Source organism: Bacteroides sp. (assembly GCA_036351255.1).
Taxonomy (GTDB): domain Bacteria; phylum Bacteroidota; class Bacteroidia; order Bacteroidales; family UBA7960; genus UBA7960.
Window position 1 is genome coordinate 24686 of record JAZBOS010000087.1, and the last position, 25018, is coordinate 49703.

The 25018-nt window shown below is 48.1% G+C and carries 15 protein-coding genes; 13 read left to right on the forward strand and 2 right to left on the reverse strand.

Annotation, left to right across the window (positions count from 1 at the left end; genetic code table 11):
• The first annotated feature begins 155 nt into the window (after window positions 1-155).
• The 7 genes from topA (at window position 156) to gldN (ending at window position 10029) form a co-directional block, all read left to right on the forward strand.
• Complete coding sequence (topA, locus tag V2I46_08080; protein ID MEE4177452.1) at window positions 156-2498, forward strand: type I DNA topoisomerase; 2343 nt, start codon at window positions 156-158, stop codon at window positions 2496-2498.
• 19 nt (window positions 2499-2517) lie between these two features.
• Complete coding sequence (locus tag V2I46_08085; protein MEE4177453.1) at window positions 2518-3705, forward strand: formimidoylglutamase; 1188 nt, start codon at window positions 2518-2520, stop codon at window positions 3703-3705.
• A 378-nt stretch (window positions 3706-4083) separates the two neighbouring features.
• Window positions 4084-5037, forward strand: a complete 954-nt coding sequence (locus V2I46_08090; protein ID MEE4177454.1) for a type IX secretion system membrane protein PorP/SprF — start codon at window positions 4084-4086, stop codon at window positions 5035-5037.
• Window positions 5038-5114: 77 nt separating this feature from the next.
• Window positions 5115-6413 carry an SUMF1/EgtB/PvdO family nonheme iron enzyme gene (locus tag V2I46_08095; protein MEE4177455.1) on the forward strand — a complete coding sequence of 433 codons (1299 nt, stop codon included), beginning with the start codon at window positions 5115-5117 and terminating at the stop codon, window positions 6411-6413.
• 63 nt (window positions 6414-6476) lie between these two features.
• Window positions 6477-7511, forward strand: coding sequence for a gliding motility protein GldL (gldL, locus tag V2I46_08100; protein ID MEE4177456.1), 1035 nt, complete (start codon window positions 6477-6479; stop codon window positions 7509-7511).
• A 48-nt stretch (window positions 7512-7559) separates the two neighbouring features.
• Complete coding sequence (gene gldM, locus V2I46_08105) at window positions 7560-9152, forward strand: gliding motility protein GldM (GenBank protein ID MEE4177457.1); 1593 nt, start codon at window positions 7560-7562, stop codon at window positions 9150-9152.
• A gap of 58 nt (window positions 9153-9210) precedes the next feature.
• Entirely contained in the window at window positions 9211-10029 is an 819-nt protein-coding gene (gldN, locus tag V2I46_08110) for a gliding motility protein GldN (GenBank protein MEE4177458.1), read from the forward strand.
• A 65-nt stretch (window positions 10030-10094) separates the two neighbouring features.
• Here gldN and fumC read toward each other — a convergent pair whose 3' ends face one another.
• On the reverse strand, window positions 10095-11474 hold the full coding sequence (gene fumC, locus V2I46_08115) for a class II fumarate hydratase (protein ID MEE4177459.1): 1380 nt from the start codon (window positions 11472-11474) through the stop codon (window positions 10095-10097).
• A gap of 112 nt (window positions 11475-11586) precedes the next feature.
• A complete protein-coding gene (locus tag V2I46_08120; GenBank protein ID MEE4177460.1) occupies window positions 11587-13203 on the reverse strand; it encodes a fumarate hydratase in 1617 nt (538 codons plus the stop codon).
• 175 nt (window positions 13204-13378) lie between these two features.
• Between V2I46_08120 and V2I46_08125 the strand changes: the two genes are divergently transcribed.
• The 6 genes from V2I46_08125 to V2I46_08150 all read left to right on the forward strand — a co-directional run bounded on the left by V2I46_08125 (window position 13379) and on the right by V2I46_08150 (window position 24995).
• Window positions 13379-13714, forward strand: a complete 336-nt coding sequence (locus V2I46_08125; protein ID MEE4177461.1) for a ribosome-binding factor A — start codon at window positions 13379-13381, stop codon at window positions 13712-13714.
• A 68-nt stretch (window positions 13715-13782) separates the two neighbouring features.
• Complete coding sequence (locus V2I46_08130; protein MEE4177462.1) at window positions 13783-14547, forward strand: class I SAM-dependent methyltransferase; 765 nt, start codon at window positions 13783-13785, stop codon at window positions 14545-14547.
• A 35-nt stretch (window positions 14548-14582) separates the two neighbouring features.
• On the forward strand, window positions 14583-15773 hold the full coding sequence (locus V2I46_08135) for an FtsX-like permease family protein (GenBank protein ID MEE4177463.1): 1191 nt from the start codon (window positions 14583-14585) through the stop codon (window positions 15771-15773).
• Between the two features lie 247 nt (window positions 15774-16020).
• Entirely contained in the window at window positions 16021-20097 is a 4077-nt protein-coding gene (locus tag V2I46_08140) for a C25 family cysteine peptidase (GenBank protein ID MEE4177464.1), read from the forward strand.
• 69 nt (window positions 20098-20166) lie between these two features.
• Window positions 20167-24162: a C25 family cysteine peptidase gene (locus V2I46_08145; protein MEE4177465.1), complete on the forward strand. Its 3996-nt coding sequence runs from the start codon at window positions 20167-20169 to the stop codon at window positions 24160-24162.
• Window positions 24163-24275: 113 nt separating this feature from the next.
• Window positions 24276-24995, forward strand: a complete 720-nt coding sequence (locus V2I46_08150; protein MEE4177466.1) for a hypothetical protein — start codon at window positions 24276-24278, stop codon at window positions 24993-24995.
• The last annotated feature ends 23 nt before the right edge of the window (window positions 24996-25018 follow it).

The following is a 25018-nucleotide window of genomic DNA, read 5'->3' on the forward strand; positions in this document are numbered from 1 at the left end:
TTCCTTAAAGGAATAAAAACCAGACTTGCAGGCCGGGATCGCCCGTTCCGCCACAGGTTTTTCTTCCGGGGCTTAAAAACTTGTTTAACATTTTAACATCCCTTTCTTAATATTTATATTTGTTTTATTACTTTTGGGCGCGAAAATGCAAAGCTATGATAAAAAACCTGGTCATTGTTGAGTCACCTGCCAAAGCCAAAACCATTGAAGGCTTCCTTGGAAAAGATTTCAAGGTCAAGTCGAGTTTTGGCCACGTACGCGACCTTCCCACCAATAGCATAGGGATAGAGATCGATAAGAATTTCACCCCCCTTTATGAGGTACCTTCCGATAAGAAGTCCTTGCTTGCCGAATTAAAAAAGCAGGCAGACCAGGCGGAAACGGTATGGCTTGCCACTGATGAGGACCGTGAAGGTGAGGCCATCTCCTGGCATTTGGCCGAAAGCCTGAAACTGGATGAAGAACGCACCCGGCGTATTGTCTTCCATGAGATTACAAAGAAGGCCATACTGGATGCCATAGAGACTCCACGAAAAATTGACCGTAACCTGGTGAACGCCCAGCAGGCGCGGCGGGTGCTTGACCGGCTGGTGGGCTTTGAGCTCTCACCATTATTATGGCGCAAAGTAAAGCCGGCCTTATCGGCAGGGCGCGTGCAGTCGGTAGCTGTGCGGCTCATCGTGGAGCGCGAAAAGGAGATCCAGGCTTTTAAAGCTACGGCTTCTTTTAAAATCTCGGCGATATTTGAAGTGGAGCACAATGGGCAGGTGGTGATGGTTAAGTCAGAACTTCCCAAGCGATTCAACACCAAAAAGGAAGCTAATGCTTTCCTGGAGCAATGCACCGATGCCACCTTTACGGTTGAACAAATCGAAACCAAGCCGGGCAAAAAATCGCCGGCACCCCCGTTTACCACTTCGACGCTGCAGCAGGAGGCCAGCCGCAAGCTTGGCTTCTCGGTAGCCCGCACCATGACGGTGGCCCAGAAACTCTATGAGTCGGGGAAGATCACCTATATGCGTACCGACTCGGTAAATCTTTCGGGTACCGCCATTGCCATGGCCAAAAAAGAAATAGAAAAGAACTTTGGGCCTGAATATATCAAGGTCAGGAAGTATGCCACCAAAACCAAGGGTGCACAGGAAGCCCACGAAGCCATTCGCCCTGTGTATATGAACGTGATGAATGCAGGTGCCGACGCTTCTGAGCAGCGCCTCTACGAGCTGATCTGGAAACGGACCCTGGCATCGCAAATGGCGGATGCCCTCCTGGAAAAGACCAATGTCACCATCGGGATATCGACTAACAAAGAAAAGCTTGTTGCCACGGGCGAAGTGCTGAAGTTTGACGGTTTTCTGAAAGTGTACCTTGAGTCGACCGATGATGAGGACGAGGAAGCCGCAGAAGGGATCCTGCCGCCCTTCAAAGTAGGGCAGCTCCTTCCCCTGATGGAAATGGATGCCACGGAACGCTTTACGAAATCACCGCCTCGCTATACGGAAGCCAGCCTGGTAAAAAAACTGGAGGACCTGGGCATCGGGCGCCCATCGACTTATGCGCCCACCATCAGCACCATTCAAAAAAGGGAATATGTGGTGAAAGAAAACCGGGATGGCGAAAAACGACCATACGATTACCTGCTGCTGAAAAAGGGCAAGATCACCGAAAGCATTAAAACAGAAGTCGTTGGGCAGGAGAAGAACAAACTCTTCCCGACGGATATCGGAACCGTTGTGAACAGTTTCCTGCTGGAATATTTCAGGGATATCCTGGATTATAACTTCACGGCCAATGTGGAGAAAGAGTTTGATGAGATTGCCAGCGGACAAAAGGCCTGGAATCTTGTGATCAAAGAGTTTTACTGGCCCTTTCACAAGCAGGTAGAAGAGACTATGAAGACCTCGGAGAAGTTCAGCGGTGAGCGCCTGCTGGGCAAGGACCCCAAGACTGGAAGGAACGTTTATGCAAAGATCGGGCGGTTTGGACCGATGATCCAGATCGGGGATGCCGAAGAGGAGGAGAAGCCGCAGTTTTCGAGTATGCGTAAAGACCAGGGACTTGAGACCATCACCCTGGAACAGGCCCTTGAACTGTTTAAGCTGCCTCGCACTGTTGGGGAATATGAAGGTAAGGAGATGGTGGCGTCTGCAGGCCGTTTCGGACCTTATATCCGCCACGATGGGCAGTTCGTTTCCATCCCCAAGGAGGAGGATCCGCTGACCATTGAAACCGGACGGGCCATTGAGCTTATCGAAGAGAAACGCGAAGCAGACCGTCAGAAAGTGATTAAGGAATTCCCTGAGAACCCCGACATGAAGATCCTTAAAGGCCGATGGGGAGCTTATCTGTCGGCTGGCGGGAATAACTATAAACTTCCGAAAACCAAAAAGCCTGAAGAGTATTCAATGGAAGATTGCCTAAATATCATCAAAGAGGGAACCTCAACGAAAAAAACCCGTACAACCAAAAAAACGACAGCCCGAAAGAAGGGTAAATAAGAAGTGATTTTTGGCACGTATGGAAATCGTTGATTTTTTTGAACCGCTTGACCTGAAGAAGCTGCAGGGCAACCATAAGCAGCATCCCCTGGCCCTTGGCCGTATCATTAACAGTTATACCGCCGAAACCGGTTTTCCGGAGCTGGAAGGGGTTGACATTGCCATTCTGGGGGTAAAGGAAGACCGCAACGCCCTGAATAATGAAGGCTGCGGACTTGCCCCCGACTTTGTCCGCAAATATCTGTACCAGTTGTTTCAAGGGCCTTTTAAGGTAAAAATTGCCGACCTGGGAAACATCAGGGCTGGCGACCAGGTAAATGACACCTATTTTGCCGTTAAGACAACGGTGGCAGAACTGATTAGGAATAAGATCATCCCGGTCATTATCGGGGGGAGCCAGGACCTGACCTATGCGAATTACATGGCTTATGAAGCCCTGGGACAAATCATCAATATCGTATCCGTTGATTCGACATTTGATTTGGGCCTGCGGCGCAATGAAGAAATCAATCACCGGAATTTCCTGAGTACCATATTGACCCATCAGCCCAACTACCTGTTCAATTTTACGAACCTGGGCTACCAGACTTACCTGGTGGATCAGGATGCCATCGAGTTGATGGAAAAATTGTATTTTGATGTTTACCGGCTGGGGGTGGTCAGGAAAGACCTGGAAGAAGTAGAGCCGGTAGTCAGGAGTGCTGATATGATCTCATTCGACATTTCGAGCATCCGGCAGTCGGATGCCCCGGGTAATGTCAACGTTTCTCCAAATGGATTTTATGGGGAAGAGGCCTGCCAGATCGTTCGCTATGCAGGATTGAGCGACAAGCTTTCTTCCATCGGTTTTTACGAGATCAATCCTGCTTTTGACCATGGGGAGCAGACCGCCCACCTGGTAGCCCAGATGATCTGGTATTTCTTTGATGGCTATTATCACCGGAAAAACGACATGCCCGACCGTCAGCGCAAAGACTCGGGCGAATATATAAAGTATGTGGTATCGCTAAAGGAATTCAAAAACGAGATCATATTTTATAAAAGCAAGAAAAGTGACCGGTGGTGGATGGAAGTCCCTTGCCCTGTGGGGTTGCAGTTAAAATACGAAAGACAATTCCTTGTACCTTGTTCCTACAGGGAGTATCAGGCGGCGTGCCAGGATGAAATTCCCGAGAAGTGGTTGCAGGTGTACCAAAAATTTCTTTAAAAGGTAAGTTTTCTGAAAATAAAAGGTCAAAAATTAAGTATCTTTACGCCTTTTAATAGAACAAAACCACGTTACCGGTGATATTATCAAAAAAATCCAAAGAATTCCCTTGCAATAACCACGTATTATTACGGATAAAATTCATTGCTAGTCCTAATATTTTTGTTTGGTTGATTTTTGGCTCTGACAGATTTTAAGCCAGTAAGCTCTTTGACATGTTGATTCTGAAAAATTTCACTACGGTCCTGTACGAAGAAAATTCATGTTACTTTTAATTTTCATGGAAAACAGGCAATGAAGTGGTTTCAAATTTTCAGCTTTTTATCAATAATCCCTTTATTTTTGCGTTACAAAAATAATAAGGAGAAAACACCGACCATGAGATTTTGGGGTCTAGCCGTAATTGTTATCAGCATCCTGTACAGTCCGGCGGTTTTTGCACAGCAAGAACCCCAGTTTAGCCACAACATGTTTAACAACATGGGCATCAACCCGGGTTATGCGGGATTGCGCGGCGCCATATGCGCCACAGGCCTGGCAAGGCAACAATGGTTAGGGTTTAACGATGCTGAAGAGAACCGCCTCAACCCTGAGACCTACCTGCTGAATGTGGATGCCCCCCTTCCATTTTTAAAGGGAGGATTGGCGCTGGGTTTTATGCAGGACAAACTGGGATATGAAAACAGCGTGGGAGTCAAGATCTCTTATGCATACCATATTAAGATGTATGGCGGCAAACTGGGCATCGGAGCACAGTTAGGATTTTTGGACAAGCGCATTGATTTCAGCCAGTTTACCCCCATCTCGGAAGGAGACCCTGTTTTGACAGGCAGCGCTGAAGAGACGCATATGTTCACCGACTTTTCACTGGGCGCTTTCTTCCTTACCAACCAACGTTCGTGGGCCGGCCTTTCCTTCACCCAGTTAAGGCAAGCCAAAGGACAGATCGGGGAAAGCAACCATATACTGAAGCGCCATGCTTACCTGACAGGTGGTTATAACATGACACTTCCCAACAATCCGAGTTTTGAGCTGACCCCTTCCTTGCTGGTAAAAACAGACCTTGCATCGGTGCAATTGGACATAAACGCCATGGTCACATACAATAAAAGGTTTTGGGGTGGCGTTAGTTACAGGCTGCAAGATGCCGTAGTGTTTCTTTTCGGACTCAATATCGAGCAGATCAGCGTGGGGTATTCCTACGACTTTACGACCTCCCCCCTGGGAAGAAGAGGCCGCAGTTTTGGAAGCCACGAAATCATGCTCCAGTATTGCTTCGACCTGGATCTGGATAAAATCAGGGAAATACAAAGAAATGTACGTTTTCTCTGAGAGCCTTTCAGAAACAAAAAAAGCATTTAAACCAATAGATCAACATAATAAAAGTGGTCAATTAACTTGAAGTTACCATGAAAAAACTGATTTTTATTGCTGTGGCGACGGTTCTTTTTGCCAGCTGTGATCAATCAAGTCGCGGACACCTCACCGGGGTGCTTGACCGACCGGATTCATATTACGCCGATCCTCCCGGGATGGTATTTGTCCCTATGGGCAGTTTCATTATGGGGCCCTCGGATGAGGATGTAGCTTATTCGCACAACGCCATCTCAAAAACCATCTCCATGCCTGCATTTTACATGGATGAGACAGAGATCACCAATAACCAGTACCGTCAATTTGTGTTCTGGGTGCGTGACTCGCTCGCTCACAACCTGCTGGCAGCGTTGGACGAAAGCCACCTTATAGAGGAAGATGATTTTGGCAATTTGCTGGATCCTCCCCTGGTAAACTGGGAAACCCGGATCCGCTGGGATGGTGAAGAAGAGCGTGAAGTGCTGGCCGAACTCTATCTGCCCGAGCATGAGCGTTTTTTCAACCGCCGCGAAATCGACTCCCGTAAATTGATCTATCGGTATTATACAATCGACCTGACCAGGGCAGCCCGACGTTCGGAGCGAAACACACCCCGCAGCGAGTTAGTTTACGAATACCAGACACCGGTATATCCTGACACGCTGGCCTGGATCCACGACTTTACCTATTCGTATAACGAGCCCATGACGGAAAAATATTTCTGGCATCCCACCTATGATCACTACCCGGTGGTTGGAGTAAACTGGCTGCAAGCCCGTGCTTTCACCATCTGGAGGACCCAGTACCTGAACAGTTACCTGGCCAGCCGTGAACGTCCCTTTGCCATGGAGTTCTCGCTGCCCTCAGAAGCTCAATGGGAATATGCCGCCAGGGGTGGACTCGACCTAAACCCTTATCCGTGGGGAGGCCCTTACATCCGCAATCAGGACGGTTGCTTCCTGGCCAATTTCAAACCGCTCAGGGGTAACTACATTGACGATGGAGGCTATCAGACCGTTATCGTGGGTCACTATCCTCCCAATGACTTTGGCCTGTATGACATGTCGGGTAACGTGGCCGAATGGACCCGTAACGCTTATGATGAATCGTTTTATGTGTTTGGTCATGACATGAACCCCGACTACCAATACGAAGCCAAGCCCGATGATCCTGAAACGATGAAGCGCAAGGTGGTCCGCGGTGGTTCGTGGAAAGATGTCGGATACTTCCTCCAGGTAAGCACCCGTGCATACGAATACCAGGATACGGCGAAGTCATACATCGGTTTCCGTTGCATCCAGACTTATCCCGGACGTGACCGTAACGATGGGCGCGGAGCCTCCAATGTGTACTAAAATTCATTAAACCTTTTGTAAATCCATTTCTGTTCATTTATTAACCCTTTCAGAAAAAGCCTTATGAAATTCGTAAAAACCAAAGCATGGAAAGTCTTCATGTCCAGACTATATGGATGGGGCGCCTCAATTGTTATTCTTGGTGCGTTATTTAAAATTCAGCACTATCCTTTTGCCGGCGCTATGTTGATAGTAGGTATGGTAACTGAGGCCATTGTATTCTTCTTCTCCGCATTCGAGCCTATCCATGAAGAGCCCGACTGGAGCCTGGTGTATCCGGAACTTGCCGGCCTTGAAGATGTAGAACCCCGCAAGCAGAATGGCCACAGGCTGGTATCCCAGAATGTGACCCTGTCGAATACACTTGACAAATTGCTGGAAGACGCCAAAATCGGGCCTGAACTCATCGGCAACTTAAGCAAGGGGCTGCAGAACCTGAGTGATAATGCCGCTAAAATGGCTGATCTTTCCAATGCTGCCGTGGTAACCAATGGCTACATCCAGAATGTTGAGACAGCTTCAAGGTCTGTTGTGGAACTTAGCCAGTCCTATAAAAATGCGGCTGAATTCCTGAAGCATGATCTTAGCCTCTCGCAAGAATACGGCAACAGCCTCAAGAGTGCTGTAAGCTCAATGAATCAGTTGAGCGAAACGTATCAGAAGACTGCTACGACAGCCAAGGAAAGCCTGGACGTATCGTCTCAATTTAACAATAGCATTAAGAATGTTACCACATACACCGATCAGCTTGGGGAAAGTTACAGCAAGAATGCTGCCTTGCTGACCAAGGCTGTTGAGGCACTGGAAGGCAATGCCAACAGTGGGAAGACCTACAGTGAGCAACTTCAGAAAACTGCCAACAACCTGATGGCCCTGAATACTGCCTATGAGTTGCAGTTGCAGGCTGCCGGAAACCAGTCAGAATCCAGTGAGAAACTGCAGAAAGCTGTGGGCTCGCTCGTTGACAACATCAACGAATCGCTGACCAACACCAAGCAGTATAAGGAGGAAATTGAAAAGCTGAATGCTAACATTCGCGCTCTTAACAGCGTGTATGGCAACATGCTTTCAGCCATGAATTTCAATACCCCTCGCTAAGGATAAAACATTTGTTAAAGGTTATCTTACAAAGAAAGGATATAAATTATGGCAGCAGGTAAGCTAACACCCAGGCAAAGGATGATCAACCTTATGTACCTGGTCTTCCTGGCCCTGATGGCGCTCAACGTCTCGGTTGAGGTGCTGGACTCCTTCCCCCTGATTAACAAGGGGATCGAGCAAACTAACACCAACCTCGACCAGAAGATCCAGACCGTCATGAGTGACTTTGATCAGCAAAAAGCCATTAGTGCCGAAAAGGTCCAGCCTTATTATGATCAAGCACAGGAAGTCAGACAACTTTCCAATGAGCTGATCGAATACATCTCTGAAAGCAGGGCCTCTATGATCTCTGTCGTGGATGGCATTCCCCTTGAGCAAGCAGCGAATTTAAATTTGCTTGACCTGAGTAATAAGGATAATTACAGCGTATCATCCAGGTTCTGGCTCCAGGATAACAACCAGGATCCCTTGCAACCGGGCGGCCGGGGCACCCGTGCGTATGAACTTCACCAGAAACTGCTGGACTTCAGGACCGCGCTCGAAGGCATACTTGAAGAACATGAACTTCAGGATGCCGTCAACCTCGGGCTTGATCTGGAAGGGCCTTATTATCTTCCCAACAGTTCGGTAGAGATTAATTGGCAGCAGCATATGTTTGACAGAGTAATCCCCGTTGCTGTGGCCACCAACCTCACCCGTATCGTCACAGAAGTCCGCAATGCTGAATTTGACGTGGTGAACACCTTGTATGGTTCCATTTCGGCCGATGACTTTAAGTTTGACAATATTGCAGCCAGGGTTGTTCCCAACAGCCAGATCGTTCTGGCAGGCGAAAGCTATGAGGCTGACATCTTCGTGGCTGCTTACGACTCAAAACAGCAGCCTGAAATTATTGTGAACGGCCAGCGTATTCCGGCTGAAGGTGGTGTGGGTAAACTCCGCATCCCTGCTTCAGGAACGGGATCGAGGTCCTTCAGCGGGGTGATCAGGGTAACCAACCCTGCCGGTATCCCGCAGGAGTATCCCTTCCAGAGCAGTTTCATGGTTCAGCAGCCTTCGGTAACGGTTTCTGCTGATAAGATGAATCTGTTTTACATTGGGGTAGAAAACCCGGTATCTATTTCAGTTCCCGGTGTTCCCACTGAGAACATTCGTCCTTCCATTTCTTCGGGAGCAACACTCACCCCAAGAGGTGGCACCGGATATACTGTCAGAGTCAGCCCCGGCACGACTGAAGTGCGCATTACGGTTAATGCTGTGGTTGAAGGCAGCAGCCGTAGCATGGGTACCTCGGTATTCAGAGTCAGAAACGTTCCCGACCCGGTTGCATACATTGCCGGTCGTCGCGAAGGTCGTATATCACGCGAAGAACTTGCTTTGGCAGGAGCTATTATCCCACGCCTGGAGAACTTCGAATTCGACATGAACTTCGAAATCGCCAACTTCACCATGGCAACACAAATTGCAGGTGACTTCAGGACTTTCCAGGGCGCAGGAAACCGCTTCACACAGGAAATGATGCAGGTCATTAACAACGCTTCCCGTGGACAACGTGTGATCTTTGAAAACATCACAACCCGGCCAGGTCCTGATGGAAGAACCAGGACCCTGTCGCCCATAACTTTTACAATTAACTAATACCAGATTAAAATATTTGGAGGTTATTCCTATGGCTAAAAATGCAATAGTAATCACGATGCTGGGACTCTTATTCTCCCTGCAATCCATTGCCCAGGTTATTGAAACAACGCGCGACGGCTTCTATGACAAGGTAATGATAGAAGAAAAAGAACCCGCCGCCTTACCCTACGTTAGGGAAGCCGATGTATTCATGGCAAAAAGGGTATGGCAGGTCATTGATATGAGAGAGAAAATGAACCAGCCCCTGTATTTCCCCATCACACCCACCAACAGCCGCCGCAGTCTTATGCAGGTATTGGTCGATGGAATCAGGGAGGGATCCATAACCGCCTATAGTGTGGATAATGATGAGTTTACCATCCCCATGACGCCAGAACAACTGTTCTCGCAGCTTGAGCGGACACAGACCATTACCATGCAGCGGCCAGAACCTCCGTACCTGGAATTTGACACCACATTTAGTATTCCTTTTAATCCGGCTGACGTAATACGATTCAGGATCAAAGAAGAATGGTTCTTTGACAGCAAACGTTCTGTCCTTGATGTCAGGGTTCTTGGGATTTGCCCCGTTAGGGACAACATTGATCCCCTCACCGGCGAATCCCGTGGAGATGAACCCCTGTTCTGGGTCTATTATCCGGACGCCAGGAAAACCCTTGCGAATTCCGAGGTGTTTAACCGTCACAATGATGCACAGCGCATGTCCTACGATGATATGTTCCTGCGCAGATTCTTCAGTAGTTATGTATACAAGGAGTCGAATGTTCATGACCGCCGTATACAGGAATACTATTCAGGCCTGGATGCCCTGCTCGAATCAGAAAGGGTGAAAGAAGCCATACGTAATTTCGAACACGACCTATGGGAATATTAGTATTGCCCGGTATAATCAAAAAAGCTGCCACCTGAAGGTGAGCAGCTTTTTTGTTTTTTAAGGAATCATACCATTTTTGAAGGATCTACCCAACGATCGAAATCCATAGCGGTCACTAAACCAAGCTGAACTGCTGCTTCTTTCAGGCTCAGGTTTTCCTCAAAGGCTTTTTTTGCCACCCTGGCGGCATTATCATATCCAATATGCGGATTCAGTGCGGTAACCAGCATCAGTGAGTTATTCAGGTGGTGGCTGATCCGCTCATTGCTGGCCTCAATGCCAGCAACCGCATTATCGGTAAAGGAATGGCATACATCGGCAATCAGCTGTGCGGACTGCAGAAGGTTATAGATCATAAGAGGCTTGAACACATTCAACTGAAAATGACCATTCATCCCTCCTACTGCAATGGCAGCATCGTTTCCGATCACCTGGGCGGCTACCATAGTCACGGCTTCGGACTGGGTTGGGTTTACCTTACCCGGCATAATGGAACTTCCCGGCTCATTGGCCGGAAGGGTAATCTCACCGATGCCACAACGGGGTCCTGAAGCCAGCATACGGATATCATTGGCGATCTTCATCAGGCTTACGGCGATTGTTTTGAGGGCCCCACTGGTTGACACTATCGCATCATGAGCGGCAAGGGCTTCAAACTTATTGGGTGCCGTAACAAAAGGGTGGACTGTTAACTCGGCTATCTTCCCGGCAACTTTCTTGTCAAAACCTTTGGGGGCATTGATCCCCGTCCCCACAGCTGTACCCCCCAAGGCCAGTTCACTTAAATGATCCAAGGTATTCTTCAATGCCCGGATGCCATGTTCAATTTGCGAAGCAAACCCTGAAAATTCCTGACCAAGCGTCAGGGGTGTGGCATCCATAAAATGGGTCCGGCCGATCTTTACAATATCATTAAAGGCCTCTGCTTTCTGGTCAAGGGCGTGCTGAAGTTTTTTCAGGGCAGGGATGGTTTTCTCCACGATCATGGAATAGGCAGCAATATGCATGGCAGCCGGAAATGTATCATTGGAGGACTGAGACTTATTTACATGATCATTGGGATGCACCTTTTTCTCCCGTTCTCCCAGCTTGCCACCCATAATCTCGTGCGCACGGTTGGCAATGACCTCGTTGAGGTTCATATTGGTTTGTGTCCCACTGCCTGTTTGCCACACCACCAGGGGAAAGTTCCCTTCAAGCTGACCCTCGAGAATCTCATCACAAGCCTGAACAATGGGCCCCAGCAAGTCTTTTGAGAGAACGCCCATTTCGTGATTGACGATGGCAGCAGCCTTTTTCAATATGGCAAAAGCGCGGATCACCTCCCCTGGCATCAACTCCTCCCCTATTTTGAAGTTTTGAAGGGAACGCTGGGTTTGTGCACCCCAATAACGGTTATCGGGAACTTCTAATGATCCCATGGTATCATATTCCGTCCTGTACATATCTGTTCTGTTTTTTGGTCAACAAAAAACCATCCCGGGTCCTTCCCCGGGATGGTATAATCCCTGGAATGATCTTTAAACGAATGCCGGGCTGATGTTGTTCATCCAATTCTCAGGCCATCCTGTAAAAATCATTGCCTTTATCATCCACCAGAATGAATGCGGGGAAGTTCTCCACTTCAATGCGGTAAATGGCTTCCATTCCCAGTTCGGGATATTCGAGCAGTTCGACCTTGCGAATGTTTTCCTCAGCCAATACGGCAGCCGGGCCGCCAATGCTGCCCAAATAAAAACCGCCATATTTCTTACAGGCATCTGTCACCTGCTGGCTGCGGTTGCCTTTAGCGATCATAATCATACTTCCCCCGTGCTGCTGGAACAGGTCCACATAGGAATCCATCCTGCCAGCTGTAGTAGGACCGAAAGATCCTGAAGGCAAACCTTGTGGGGTTTTGGCCGGACCGGCATAATAAATGGGGTGGTCTTTCAGATACTGCGGAAGGCCTTCGCCACTATCCAAACGTTCTTTCAGTTTGGCATGGGCAATATCGCGACCAACGATAATTGTACCCGTAAGCGATAAGCGGGTGCCAACCGGATGGCTGGAAAGCAGGGCAAGAATATCCTTCATGGGCTGGTTGAGGTCGACTTTTACGCCTCCACCTTCTCCAGCCTGGCGATAAGCATCAGGGATAAAATGACCAGGATTATCTTCAAGTTTTTCTATCCAAAGGCCATCCTTATTGATCTTTGCTTTGATGTTCCGGTCAGCCGAACAGGAAACCCCCATGCCTACCGGACAGGAGGCACCGTGGCGGGGCAAACGTATGATGCGAATGTCAAGAGCAAAGTATTTCCCCCCGAATTGTGCACCAATACCCAGTTTTTGCGAAGCTTTCAACACTCTTTCTTCCAGCTCAAGATCACGAAAAGCCCTCCCGTGTTCATTGCCCGAACCAGGCAAATGGTCGTAATACCGAGCACTAGCCAGCTTAACTGTTTTCAGGCAGGCTTCAGCCGAAGTGCCTCCAATTACGAAAGCCACATGATAAGGAGGGCATGCCGCCGTTCCCAGCGAGCGAAGCTTCTCGACCAGGAAAGACTCCAGTTTTTCAGGGTTAAGCAGCGCCTTGGTTTCCTGAAACAGGGACGTTTTATTGGCCGAACCACCTCCTTTGGCAACAAAAAGAAACTCATATTCCATACCTTCGCTGGTCCGTAAGTCTATTTGGGCCGGTAAATTGGTGCCGGAGTTCTTTTCTTTATACATATCCAAGGGCACTGTTTGTGAATAACGAAGGTTCTCTTCGGTATAAACCTGATAAACCCCTTTTGAGATGGCTTCGTAATCATCTACTCCGGTCCACACCTGCTGCCCCTTATGGGCAAAAATAGTGGCAGTGCCAGTATCCTGGCAAAATGGTAGTACCCCTTTGGCGGAAATTTCAGCATTGCGCAACAGGGTTAGGGCAACATATTTATCATTGTCGCTGGCTTCAGGATCATCGAGAATAGCAGCCACCTGTTTCAGATGAATGGGGCGCAGCAAAAAAGAAGCATCGCGAAGGGCTGCCCGGGTAAGCATCGTCAGGGCTTCTGCAGAAATCTTCAGGATGGGCTTTCCTTCAAATTCCGTAAGACTCACATGATCGCCACTGAGTTTGTAATATTGGGTGTCGTCTGGACCTAATGGGTAAGGATCTTGATAAAAAAATGCGGGTGTTGCCATAGCTGATGGGTTTTTTTGTTTTGGGCATGAATTAAAATGGATGCCTAAAAATAGGGCAAAATTTCAAACTATCACAATATTTGAAACCATAAAAACCTGAAATCCATTTAAATTTGTCTTTGAGCCAAATGACCCAAAGGCTTCCGCGGCCTGATTTTTAACTATCTTTGCACCTATGGAAACAAACCGACAAAAAAGGATCTCCCGCCTGTTGCAAAAAGACCTGGGTGAGATCCTGCAACAAGAAGGGCGCGCCTGGTTTCCTGGCGCCCTGATTACCGTCACTAAGGTTCAAGTTACCAGTGATCTGGGACTTGCTAAAACCTATCTCAGCATCTTTGGAAAAGGAGCCCCGGAAACCTTAAAACTGGTTGAAACCCACACCAAAGAAATCCGTCACCAGCTGGGTCTGCGGGTAAAAAACCAACTCCGCCATATTCCCGATCTACGGTTTTATATTGACGACAGCCTAGATTATATCGAGAACATTGAACGTCTACTTAAAGAATAACTTTGGGCTTCATGAATTACGACCCCATAAAGAAAACCCTCGGCAGGCTGTTCAACCAATCCGCTTTTTTGCGGAAGGTTTTTTATCATTTGCTTGATATCCTTTTGTTACGAACCTGGCATGTGCATAAGGCATTGCGCATTTTTGCCAGAATTAAACCAACGGGAAGGGTGCAGGTATTGGACGCAGGAAGCGGGTTCGGGCAATACACTTATTACATGGCGCGAAAAAATCCTGAGTGGGATGTTTTAGCCCTTGATGTAAAAGCAGAAGAAATTGCGGCCTGCAGGGCTTTTTTCAAGAAGGCAGGCCTTAACAACGCTCAGTTCCGGGAAGGCGACCTTACCATTTACCGTCAGGAAAAGGCTTTTGACCTGATCCTCTCCGTGGATGTAATGGAGCACATTGAACCAGATGAGCAGGTATTTAGCAACTTCTTCTATTCTTTAAGGGAAGGAGGTATGTTGCTGATCAGCACTCCTTCTGATCAGGGTGGAAGCGACGTGCACGATCCAGAGGAGGAATCCTTCATCGGAGAACATGTTCGCGATGGATACGGAAAGCAGGAAATAGAAGAAAAACTCAAAGGGGCTGGATTTTCTAAAGTGGAAACCCAATATACTTATGGAATTCCGGGCAAGATATCATGGAAATTCTCCATGAAATACCCCATCCTTCTTTTGGGCGTTTCAAAATGGTTTCTAATAACTCTTCCAGTTTATTTTCTTTTGGTCATGCCTTTTGCCCTGTTGCTTAATGCCCTCGATGTGCAAAAAAGTCACAAAACAGGTACGGGATTATTGGTCAAAGCTTATAAACTCAATCAAAAATAACATTGAAGTTCCCCTTTTTCATAGCACGGCGGTATTTGTTTGCGAAAAAGTCGCACAATGCCATTAATATTATCACCCTGGTTTCCATGATCGGGGTGGCTGTGGGCACTATGGCGCTGGTCGTGGTGCTTTCGGTTTTCAACGGCTTTGAAAAACTCATCCTTTCTTTGTTTAATGCTTTCAATCCCGACATGGAGATCCGGCTGACGGAAGGAAAGGTGTTTTCTTTGGAAGACATCCCCCTCGAAGACTTGAAAAACATTCAGGGCGTTGCCCTTTACAGTGAGATCCTTGAAGAAACCGCCCTGATCACCTACCGCGACAAGCAGCACCTGGTCACCATGCGTGGGGTCAATGAGACCTATATAAAAATCACCGGGATAGACACGATGCTGGTTGCTGGCCAGTTGATTCTGGAGGACGGCGATGCCGATTACCTGATATTGGGGCAAGGGGTTGAGTATGTGCTTGGGGCCAACATCAATGACTTTCTCAACCCCCTCAATCTTTATGTTCCCCGGCGGGGAAGGAGTACGGGTTTGCAGCCCTCACAGGCCTTTCATGCTTCCAGCAACTATGCCAGCGGGGTTTTCGGGATTCAAGCCGAGTTCGATATGGAATATATCCTGGTACCCTTGCGCCTTGCCCGCAGCCTCCTAGACTATGATACGGAGGTTACCTCCCTGGTCGTTGGCATCGAAGCCAATGCCAGCCTTTCCCGGGTTCAAAGGGAAGTTGAGGATCTGCTGGGACCCTCTTTCCAGGTGAGGAATCGTCTGCAGCAGCAAGACTTTCTTTACAAAGTGATGCGTTCTGAGAAATGGGCTATCTTCCTCATCCTTTCCTTTATCCTCATCATTGCTTCCTTCAATGTGATCGGTTCACTGACTATGCTGGTGATCGAAAAAACACATGACATCCGCATCCTCCACAACATGGGGGCATCCAAAAAAGTAATCAGGCAAATTTTCCTCATGGAAGGCGTTCTTATCAGCCTGGGTGGCGCTCTGGCTGGCATTGTCCTTGGCGGGATTGTCAGCTGGCTCCAAATGCGTTTTGGCATAATATCCATTCAAGCGGAGGGCACTTTTATCATCGATGCCTATCCCGTCCAAATCAAAGCAATCGACTTTCTCCTGGTTGCCATTACCGTTTTTGGCATCGGCTGGCTTGCCTCTGTATTGCCCGTTCGCAACATTTCCCTTCTGCTCGATAAAAAAGATTAGTGCTGGAAGCATGCCATCTCTTTCCTTTAGCATTCTGCATAAGCGAAACAGTCTTAATATTCAATTCAATCCAATTGATTTAAGGGGGTTTTAACTTTCTCTTTTTTGAAAGCCCGCTCTTTATTCTGTTTTTAAATAAGCAGGCCAAGGAAAACGCTGAAAAATACGGTTGGATATTCAGATCAATTTTCGTACTTTTAGCGCGCCAACAAACACAATTTTTTAATTTCCAATTAATTAATTAATCATGAAGAGATTTCTACCCCTTTTGCCAGTTGCAAAGGTTCTATTGCTGCTGGTTATGGTTATTGGATGGCAGCATGTCAATGCACAGGCTGCCCGCATTGACTTCAGGAGTGATGTCAGCGCCGCTGAAGTCAAAGCAAATGATTTTCAAAGGACCAAAATTGATTTTAAATTTCAGGGTGTAAGTGCCATTGATGTTAAAACTGAGCAGGGAACCTTTTCCGAGCTAATGCTCGATCAGGGCTATTCCATTGGAGATCTGGGCACTCCTAAACTCCCAGCCGACAAGCGCCTGATTGAAGTTCCATTCGGAGCAGATGTAGAAGTGGAAGTGGTAAAATACACTACGACCGAGTATCGCCTGTCTGATTTCGGGATCAATAACCCGCTGATGCCTGTTCAGCCCTCCCTGCGTAAAGACCAGGAAGCCAGCCAGGTTCCTTTCGAGTTCAAAGCGGAAAGTTTCAATAAAAACCAGTTTACTGAAAACCCCATTGCAAAGGTGGAGATCCTAGGTGTGATGCGCGGTGTTCGTATCGCACGCCTTACCATTGCTCCCGTGAGCTACAACCCCGTACAGGGAACCATTAAGGTTTACAACAACATTGAGGTTGAAGTCAGATATCCTGGCGCTGATATGGCACTCACAAGCCACATTAAGACCTCTACTTTTTCCCCATATTTCGATGTCGTTTACGGAAAAGTGCTGAATCCTTATGGCCTTAAAGATGTTTACGACGATCACCCCGACCTTACCAAAAACCCTGTGAAGATGGTCGTGGTTGCTAACCGTATGTTTGAAGAAACACTCCAGCCTTACCTTGACTGGAAAACCCAGCAGGGCTTCTTCCTCACTGTAGCTTATACAGATGAAATCGGTACCAACGCCACTGCCATTAAAAACTATATTCACGCGCAGTATAATGCAGCTACACCGGATGACCCGGCCCCGACATTCCTTGTTTTAGTCGGCGACCGCGCCCGTATGCCTGAATCAGCAATGGGTAGTTCCTCTGCCAAAGTAACTGACCTTTATTATGCCTCGGTTGATGGCGACTACTTCCCCGAAATGTACTACGGTCGTCTTTCGGCAGGAACAGTAGAACAACTCCAAAACCAGATCGACAAAATTTTGTATTATGAAAAATACGAGTTTACCGATCCCACCTACCTGAACGATGTTACCCTGATTGCAGGAGCAGATGGAACCTGGAACCCTGCCGTTGGTCAACCCACCATTCATTATGGAACCCAGAACTATTTTAACGCCGCCCACGGCTTTACCAACGTCAACGCCTATCTTACAAATTATACCGGTTGTTACGACAACGAAAGAATTTCGGTAAGTTTGATTAATTACACGGCTCACTGTAGTGAAACTTCCTGGGGCACGCCTAACTTGACAGTTTCAGGAGTTCATAACATGACCAATACAGCCAAATATCCCCTGGCCGTTGGTAACTGCTGCCTGAGCAGTAACTTTGGTTATGGTTCGGAGAGTATTGGTGAAGCTTGGGTAAGAGCAGCCAACAAGGGGGGTATAGCTTATGTAGGCTCAGCACCTAGCACCTATTGGTTTGAAGACTTTTACTGGGCCGTTGGCGCATTTCCAATTACCGGAAACAACAGCGGATATGTACCTACCGCCATTGAAACCACCCTTGGTGTTTACGATGCCCCCTTCATGTCTGATTACGTTGCAGTAGCTGCCTTGAAGTTCGTGGGTAACCTCGCTGTTACCGAAGTAGATATTCAGAATTATCCCAGTCACTCCAGCCCTCTTTATTACTGGCAAGCTTATCACACTTTCGGCGATCCCTCCACATTCATTTACCTGACAGAAGGAGAAGAAAACCAGGTAAGCCATATGCCCATACTGCCCATTGGCCTTGACACCTATACTGTCACCGCCCTCCCCGGCTCTTATGTGGCCATCTCGAAAGATGGCGTACTTCACGGTGCTTCATTCGTAGACGATAGTGGCGAAGTGGAAGTTCCCATTGAACCTGTTTTGGACGGTGGCGATGTCCGCATTGTGGTCACCAAATACCAGCATATCCCCTATGTTGCTGATATCCCGGCCGCAGCGCTCGAAGGTCCCTTTATTGTCCTTGACAGCTATATCGTAAACGATGATGAAGGCAATGCCAACGAAATGGCCGATTACGGCGAGGCGTTCAGCCTCCACCTAACCCTTAAAAACGTTGGCGCAGATCCTGTTGAGGATGTATCTGTCACTCTCCTGGGCGAAGACTCCTACTTTAGCCTGATGAATGCAGGTGAAACCGTAACTTTTGCGGGTATGCAGGCAGGCGAAGAAGACAATACCTCTACCGTTGAGAATGCCTTCTCGATGGCTGTTGACCCCAGCGTTCCCAATCAGCACAAGGCTACTTTCCAGGTGAAGGTTGTAAATGGTGATGATGAATGGATCTCCAACCTTCGCATCACCGCATTTGCTCCCCAGTTCTCCATTGACCCCGCTTTTATTGTGGATGATAGCGAAACCGGCGACAATAACAACCGTCTTGATCCTGGTGAAACCGGGAACCTGGTATTCAGCCTCACCAACAATGGTGATGCAACGGCCAACCTTCCCGTGATTGAAATCCAGGGCGACTCCCCTTATCTTAACATTACACAGGGTATCCTCGAACTGGCTCCCCTGGCTGCTGGTGAAACCGTCGAGGTACCTTTTGAGGTAGCCGCACATCCCTCTGTAATCGATGGCACTTTCGTAAACCTTGACGTGGAAGTGGAAGATGGTGACTTTTTTGGTGTGGAACCAGTACTGGTCATTGGCCAGGTTCCCGAAGCTGAAATAGGTGAAGGAAACGCACAATCTGCCCAGTATCCTTTCTACAATTACTACAAGGCCAACCGCACCCAGATGCTTTACAGGGCCAGTGATTTGGGCGCAGGTGAAAAAGTAATCACCGAACTTGGATTCAATATTGTTCAGGTTGCAAACAATTATCGCGATCTTCCCAACTTCAAGATCCTTATCAAGCCCACTACCCTTACCAGCATGCCCAGCGGGTCATTCCAGGATATGAGCGGTGCTGTCGAGGTATTCTCTGCTGCCGCATACAGCATGCCCGATGCTACCGGATGGCATGCCTGGGACATCCAGGACTTTACTTATGATGGCGAATCCAACCTCATTATTGAAGTAGTCTGGGGTCAACTTCCCAACTGGACTTCAACTTATTACAAAGTGGCTTGTACTACCTATCCCGAAAACCTGGTAGCCTATGGTTACAGCGACACCCAGATCGTACCCAGCTACAATGGGGTTACCGGGAACAGGCCCAACTTGTTCCTGGCATTTGCTGCTGAGCAGACCGAAGAAGCCCAGGAAGTGGTCTTTGTTGCCAAAGCCGGCGATGAATTCCTGGAAGATGCAGCCGTGAAAATTGGTTCTTCAGAACAGCATACCAGTAACGAAGGAACCACTACCTTTAACCTGATGCCCGGAACCTATGCCTATACCGCAACGGCTGGCATCATGGATCCCATTAGCGGTTCCATTGAAATAACAGACCAGGCAGAGGAAATCATCCTTAATTTCATTCCCCTGTACAATGTGGTTTTCAGCATTGACGACACCTGGGGCAACGTGGTAGATGATGCCGTGATTATGGTAGATGATGAGACCCACAATGCCGGTGTATATGATATCGTGGGCATGCCTGCAGGAATCCATAACTACACAATTTCCCGCGAAAGTTATTTTGATTATACCGGTACCTTTGAAATTATGGATGAAAACCTCGAAATGGATATTACCCTGACTCCTGACGGAACTACGATCACCGAACTCAATGAAGGATTGACCTTAGATGTATATCCCAACCCAACCCGCGGGCCCATCAGCCTGCTAGTGAATGCTGGCGGTGAAGGTGCAATGGTCAGCCTTACGAATTACCAGGGACAAACCCTCAGCCAGGAATTGCTTACTCCCCACTTTGGAGAAACCCAACTTGATTTAAATCTGCGTGGATATGCCAGCGGAATATACTACATAAAAGTGGTGGCCGGTGATCATACCCTGATCCAGAAAATCATCCTTCAATAATTCAAAATCTTTTCGGCACTGGGCTTAATGAGCCCGGTGCTTCTTTTTCTTACCCAAGAAACCAGTACAATGAAGAAATCCATTTTCCCCTTTTGTCTTGTCTTGTTGGGCCTGGTAGGTGTCCTTTCTGCACAGTCTTCCTGGGTGGGCATTGGACAATCCCATCCCCAGCCTGCTGACATTACCTTGATCAACAGTAATATCCAGACCACACAAATTCAGTTCTCGGTCGATGGGTTCTTATCCACTGACATCAGGACTCCCCAAGGCATCCAGCAACTTATCAGCCTGGAGAATGGAGTTCAGATCATAGAAAAGGGAGCTCCCGATCTGGCCAAACTCTATACCTCTATTATCATCCCGGATACTGAGGAGATGGAAGTAAGGGTGGTGCGCTCAAGCTACGAGGATTTCGAAAACATCGAAGTCCTTCCCTCCAAGGGCCATTTTACCCGCGATATCAACCCCGATGATGTTCCCTACACCTATAGCGAGGTATATCAAAACGATGCATTCTGGCCCGGCATTCTGGCCCAGTTGGAAGACCCCTTCATCATCCGCGATTTCAGGGGCCAGACTGTAACCATTTTCCCATTCCAGTACAACCCCGTGACGAAAACCCTCAGGGTATATACCGATATTGTCGTTGAAGTGACCAGTACCGGCAGGCCCGGCGAAAACATCCTGGCACGTTCCAAGGACCTGTCGCAACTGGAAAGCGAATTTCGCCAGATCTATAACCATATGTTCCTCAATATGGAATATTATGAAACTGGGAAATACATTATTGATGAAGAAGGCAGCATGCTGATCATCGTATTCGACGATTTTGCGGAAGCCATGCAACCCTTTGTAAACTGGAAGCGTACCATCGGTCGCAAAACCGAAATGGTCCTCAAATCTGAAGCAGGCTCTACGGCAGCTGCCATCAAGACATTCGTACAAAATTACTACACCGAAAACGAGGACTTTACTTATCTGCTCCTGGTGGGCGACGCACCGCAAATCCCCGCCAATAGTACCTCTAACGGTGCTTCCGATAATGCCTACGGATATCTTGTAGGGACCGACTCCTACAATGAGATTTTTGTCGGCCGCTTTTCAGCCGAAAACATCGGCAATGTTGAAACCCAGGTCGAACGTATGATCCATTACGAAAGGGACATCAACGAAACCGACACCTGGCTGAACACCGGCATGGGTGTTGCACGTAATGAAGGGGCCGGACAAGGTCACAATGGCGAAGCTGACTATCAGCATATGGACCTAATCCGCGACACGCTTCTGAACTTCACTTATGATGTAGTTTACAGGGAATATGACGGAAACGTTCCTGGCGTTACCAATACCACTGCAGCCCAAATCTCTGCAGGGATCAACAACGGGGTTTCCATCATCAATTATATCAACCACGGTTCAATCGATGGCTGGAGCGTTGCCAACTACAACATCGCACATGTCAATCAGCTAACCAACATCAACAAGCTCCCCTTTATTTGGTCAGTAGCCTGTGTCAACGGTTCTTTCGTCAGCAACTTTTGCTTTGCTGAAGCCTGGATGCGAGCAACCCACGAAGGTCAGCCAACCGGAGCCATTGGTACGCTTATGTCCACGATCAATCAGGCCTGGACACCCCCGATGACCGGGCAGGATGAAATGGTAACGATCATGGCAGAAAAACGTGACCACATCAAGCGCACCTATGGCGGCCTTTCTATCAACGGAAGTATGATTATGATTGCCTCGCATGGAAGCAGCGGAATCGAAACTCACGACACCTGGAACCTCTTTGGCGACCCAAGCCTCCAAGTACGTACCGATGTTCCTATACCCATTATGGCTACCTATAACCCAGTGATCCTGATCGGCCTTTCAGAGTTTGAAATTTCTGTAGAAAATGCTGATGGCGCTACAGTTGCCCTTTCACGCTACAACGAAATAGATGATGTCATTGAAATCATTGGAACAGCAGTAGTTGAAAACGGCACTGCCACTGTTACCTTTGCAGAACCCCTTACTGAGCCCGGAACCCTTACCCTGGCAGTAACAGGTTTCAATAAGGTCACCCTGATTGACGAGGAAATCCAGGTGATTCCTCCCGATGGTCCTTATGTGATCTTCAATCAGCTCCTTGTCGAAGATGAATTGTGGAATGACAATAACCAGGCTGACTATGGAGAAACCCTTAACCTGAACGTTGCCCTGAAGAACGTTGGCATAGACCCCGCACAGGAAGTGCAAGCCACACTGACCACCGAAAGCCCTTATGTAACAATCCTTCAGGATGAACAAGCCTATGGTCTGATTGAGGAAGACGGAATCGAAATGGTGGAAGGAGCTTTCATGGTGAAAATTGCCCAAGTGATTCCCGACAATCATTCCGTGTTGTTTACCCTTAACATCATTGATGCTGAAGAGAACACCTGGTCATCCAACTTCATCATGCGGATCTATTCGCCCATGTTTACCATTGGCGAACTGGCCGTTGCCGATGGGGAAGGCGATGGTAACAACCGTCTCGATCCCGGTGAAACGGCCGACCTGGTCGTGCGTTATACGAACAACGGGGGAGCTCCTGCCATGTCACCCATTGCCCTGTTCCTGGCCGAAAACCCCTACTTCACCGTTCACGAGTATGAAACCGAACTCCCTGTCATCCCTGCTGGCGAATTTCTTGATGTCCCTTATACCGTCACCGCCCACCAGGCCGTAGTCGAAGGAACCATGCTCCCCGTGCTATTTTCCATTGAAGACGGACACCTGTTTGAATCACAGCAGGATCTCATCATCGGGCAAGTACCCGAAACAACCCTTGGAACCGGAAATGCCACTTCTGCTCAATACCCATTCTATAATTATTACAAAGCCAACCGCAGCCAGATGATCTACTTGTCCAGCGAAATGGGTGAAGGCGAGAAAACCATCCTTGAACTGGGCTTCAACATTGTCCAGGTAGCCAATCAGTACAACAACCTGCCCAACTTCAACATCCGGATCAAGCATATTGAACAGGAAGCCTTCACCACGAACGCTTACATTGATATGAGCGATGCCGAGGTGGTTTTCACCGCAGATGCTTATCAGATGCCCACCGTCACCGGTTGGCACACCTGGGAAATCGAGCCTTTTGCTTATGATGGCCAAAGCAACCTGGTAGTTGAGATTACCTGGGGCTTGCTTCCAAACTGGACATCAACCTATTATAAGGTTGCGACGACTAACCAGTCTGCCAATTTGGTGGCATACGGATACAGTGACACCAACCCCCTCCCCGCCATTAACGGAACCACCGCCAACAGACCCAATCTGTGGCTTGCCTTTGCTGCCGATGATCCCGCCGATGAACAGCTAATCACCTTCGTGATAAACAACCAAATGGGTGAAATCCTCGAAGGCGCTCAAATTGCTGTGGGAAGCCTCAGCCAGCTCACCAACGCAGAAGGGCAGACTGAGTTTACCCTGATGACCAGCCCCGATTTTTACAGGTACACGGCTACGGCTGAAAATCACCGGCCCATCATTGGCCAGCAATTCAACGTGGAAGAAGAGGCCAAGACCATTGAGGTAACCCTCGACAGGGTCTTTAATTTGGCCTTCTCTGTGATCGACGAATGGGATAACGTCCTGACCAATGCCACAATACAAGTTGGTGATCAGACTTTTGAAGCAGGCAAATACCTGGTTGACGACCTGTTGCCCGGCACTTACGACATTGTGGTTGAACACGAATACTACTTCCCCTATGAAGGCACTGTTGAAATTGTGGATATTGACCAAGAGGTTCAAATCACTCTGTATGCCGATGGCACTGGCGTGGAAGAAAGCCTTGCCGGACAGACCCGGGTATATCCCAATCCAGCCCGCGATCAATTCACCCTTGAATTGCCTGCCGACAAAACGGCTGATGTTTACCTGGTGAACACGCTGGGTCAGACACTGGAAAGCTTCAATGATCTCAGTGGAAGCACTAACATCAGCACGCGTTCACTGAAAACCGGATACTATTTCATCCGAATTGTGGACCAGGATGGTATTATAGTTAAGAAACTCAGCATTGTTGAGTAGTCTGACCACTATACTCTTAAAGAGGCTGTGTCTGAAGGCACAGCCTCTTTTTTATCCAAAAACTTCGGCTTTTCGCGTTTTTTTGCTATTTTGCATGTAAATGACATAAAATCATGAAAAAATTCTTTCCCGTATTTCTGATCTGCTTGCTGATGCTCTCCCAAGAGTCGCTGGCCCAGAAATCGCAGAGCATACGCCTGGTAGGTGGGCAGGTGGCCGTTGAAGAAGTAGCTGATTCGTCCCTGATATTCCTGTTTCCCGCCATGCAGGAGGCCGAAATTACCCATACCAATGGAAGCACGTATACCGCAAGCGTAAATTACAACATCCTGGGCGATGTGATAGAAATCCAAACCCGACGCGGCATTCAAATCATAGATCCCACCGAGTTCAGCAAAATGAAGGTAAAGGGCTCTACCTTTATTCACCTGCCTGATGTGGGGTACCTTGAAGTCTTGTCGGAAGGGAAACTTCCCCTTTATCAGAAACGCAGCATCAACGTATCGGCCAGGCCAGTAGTCCGTGGAGCCTACGGAACCATTGACAACACCTCCTCCATCGATCAGGCCACCTATATTCATACCGGCCCCAGCGGTGAGTTTTACCTGCTCAACAGTTCGAACCAGGAAATTGAAATCACCCTCAGGTACAACGAAAAATTCATGATAGGGAAAGACAAAACCCTTGTCGAAGTAAAAAACCAGCGACAATTACTGCGCGATTTTCCTGAATTCAGAAAGGAACTTCGCGACTTCATCCAAAAGAAGAATACAGATTTTTCCAACCCCAGCCACTTGACCGAACTGGTCATGTTTTTGGAACAACTTCCATAGCTCAGCACCAAAAAACCTAAGCT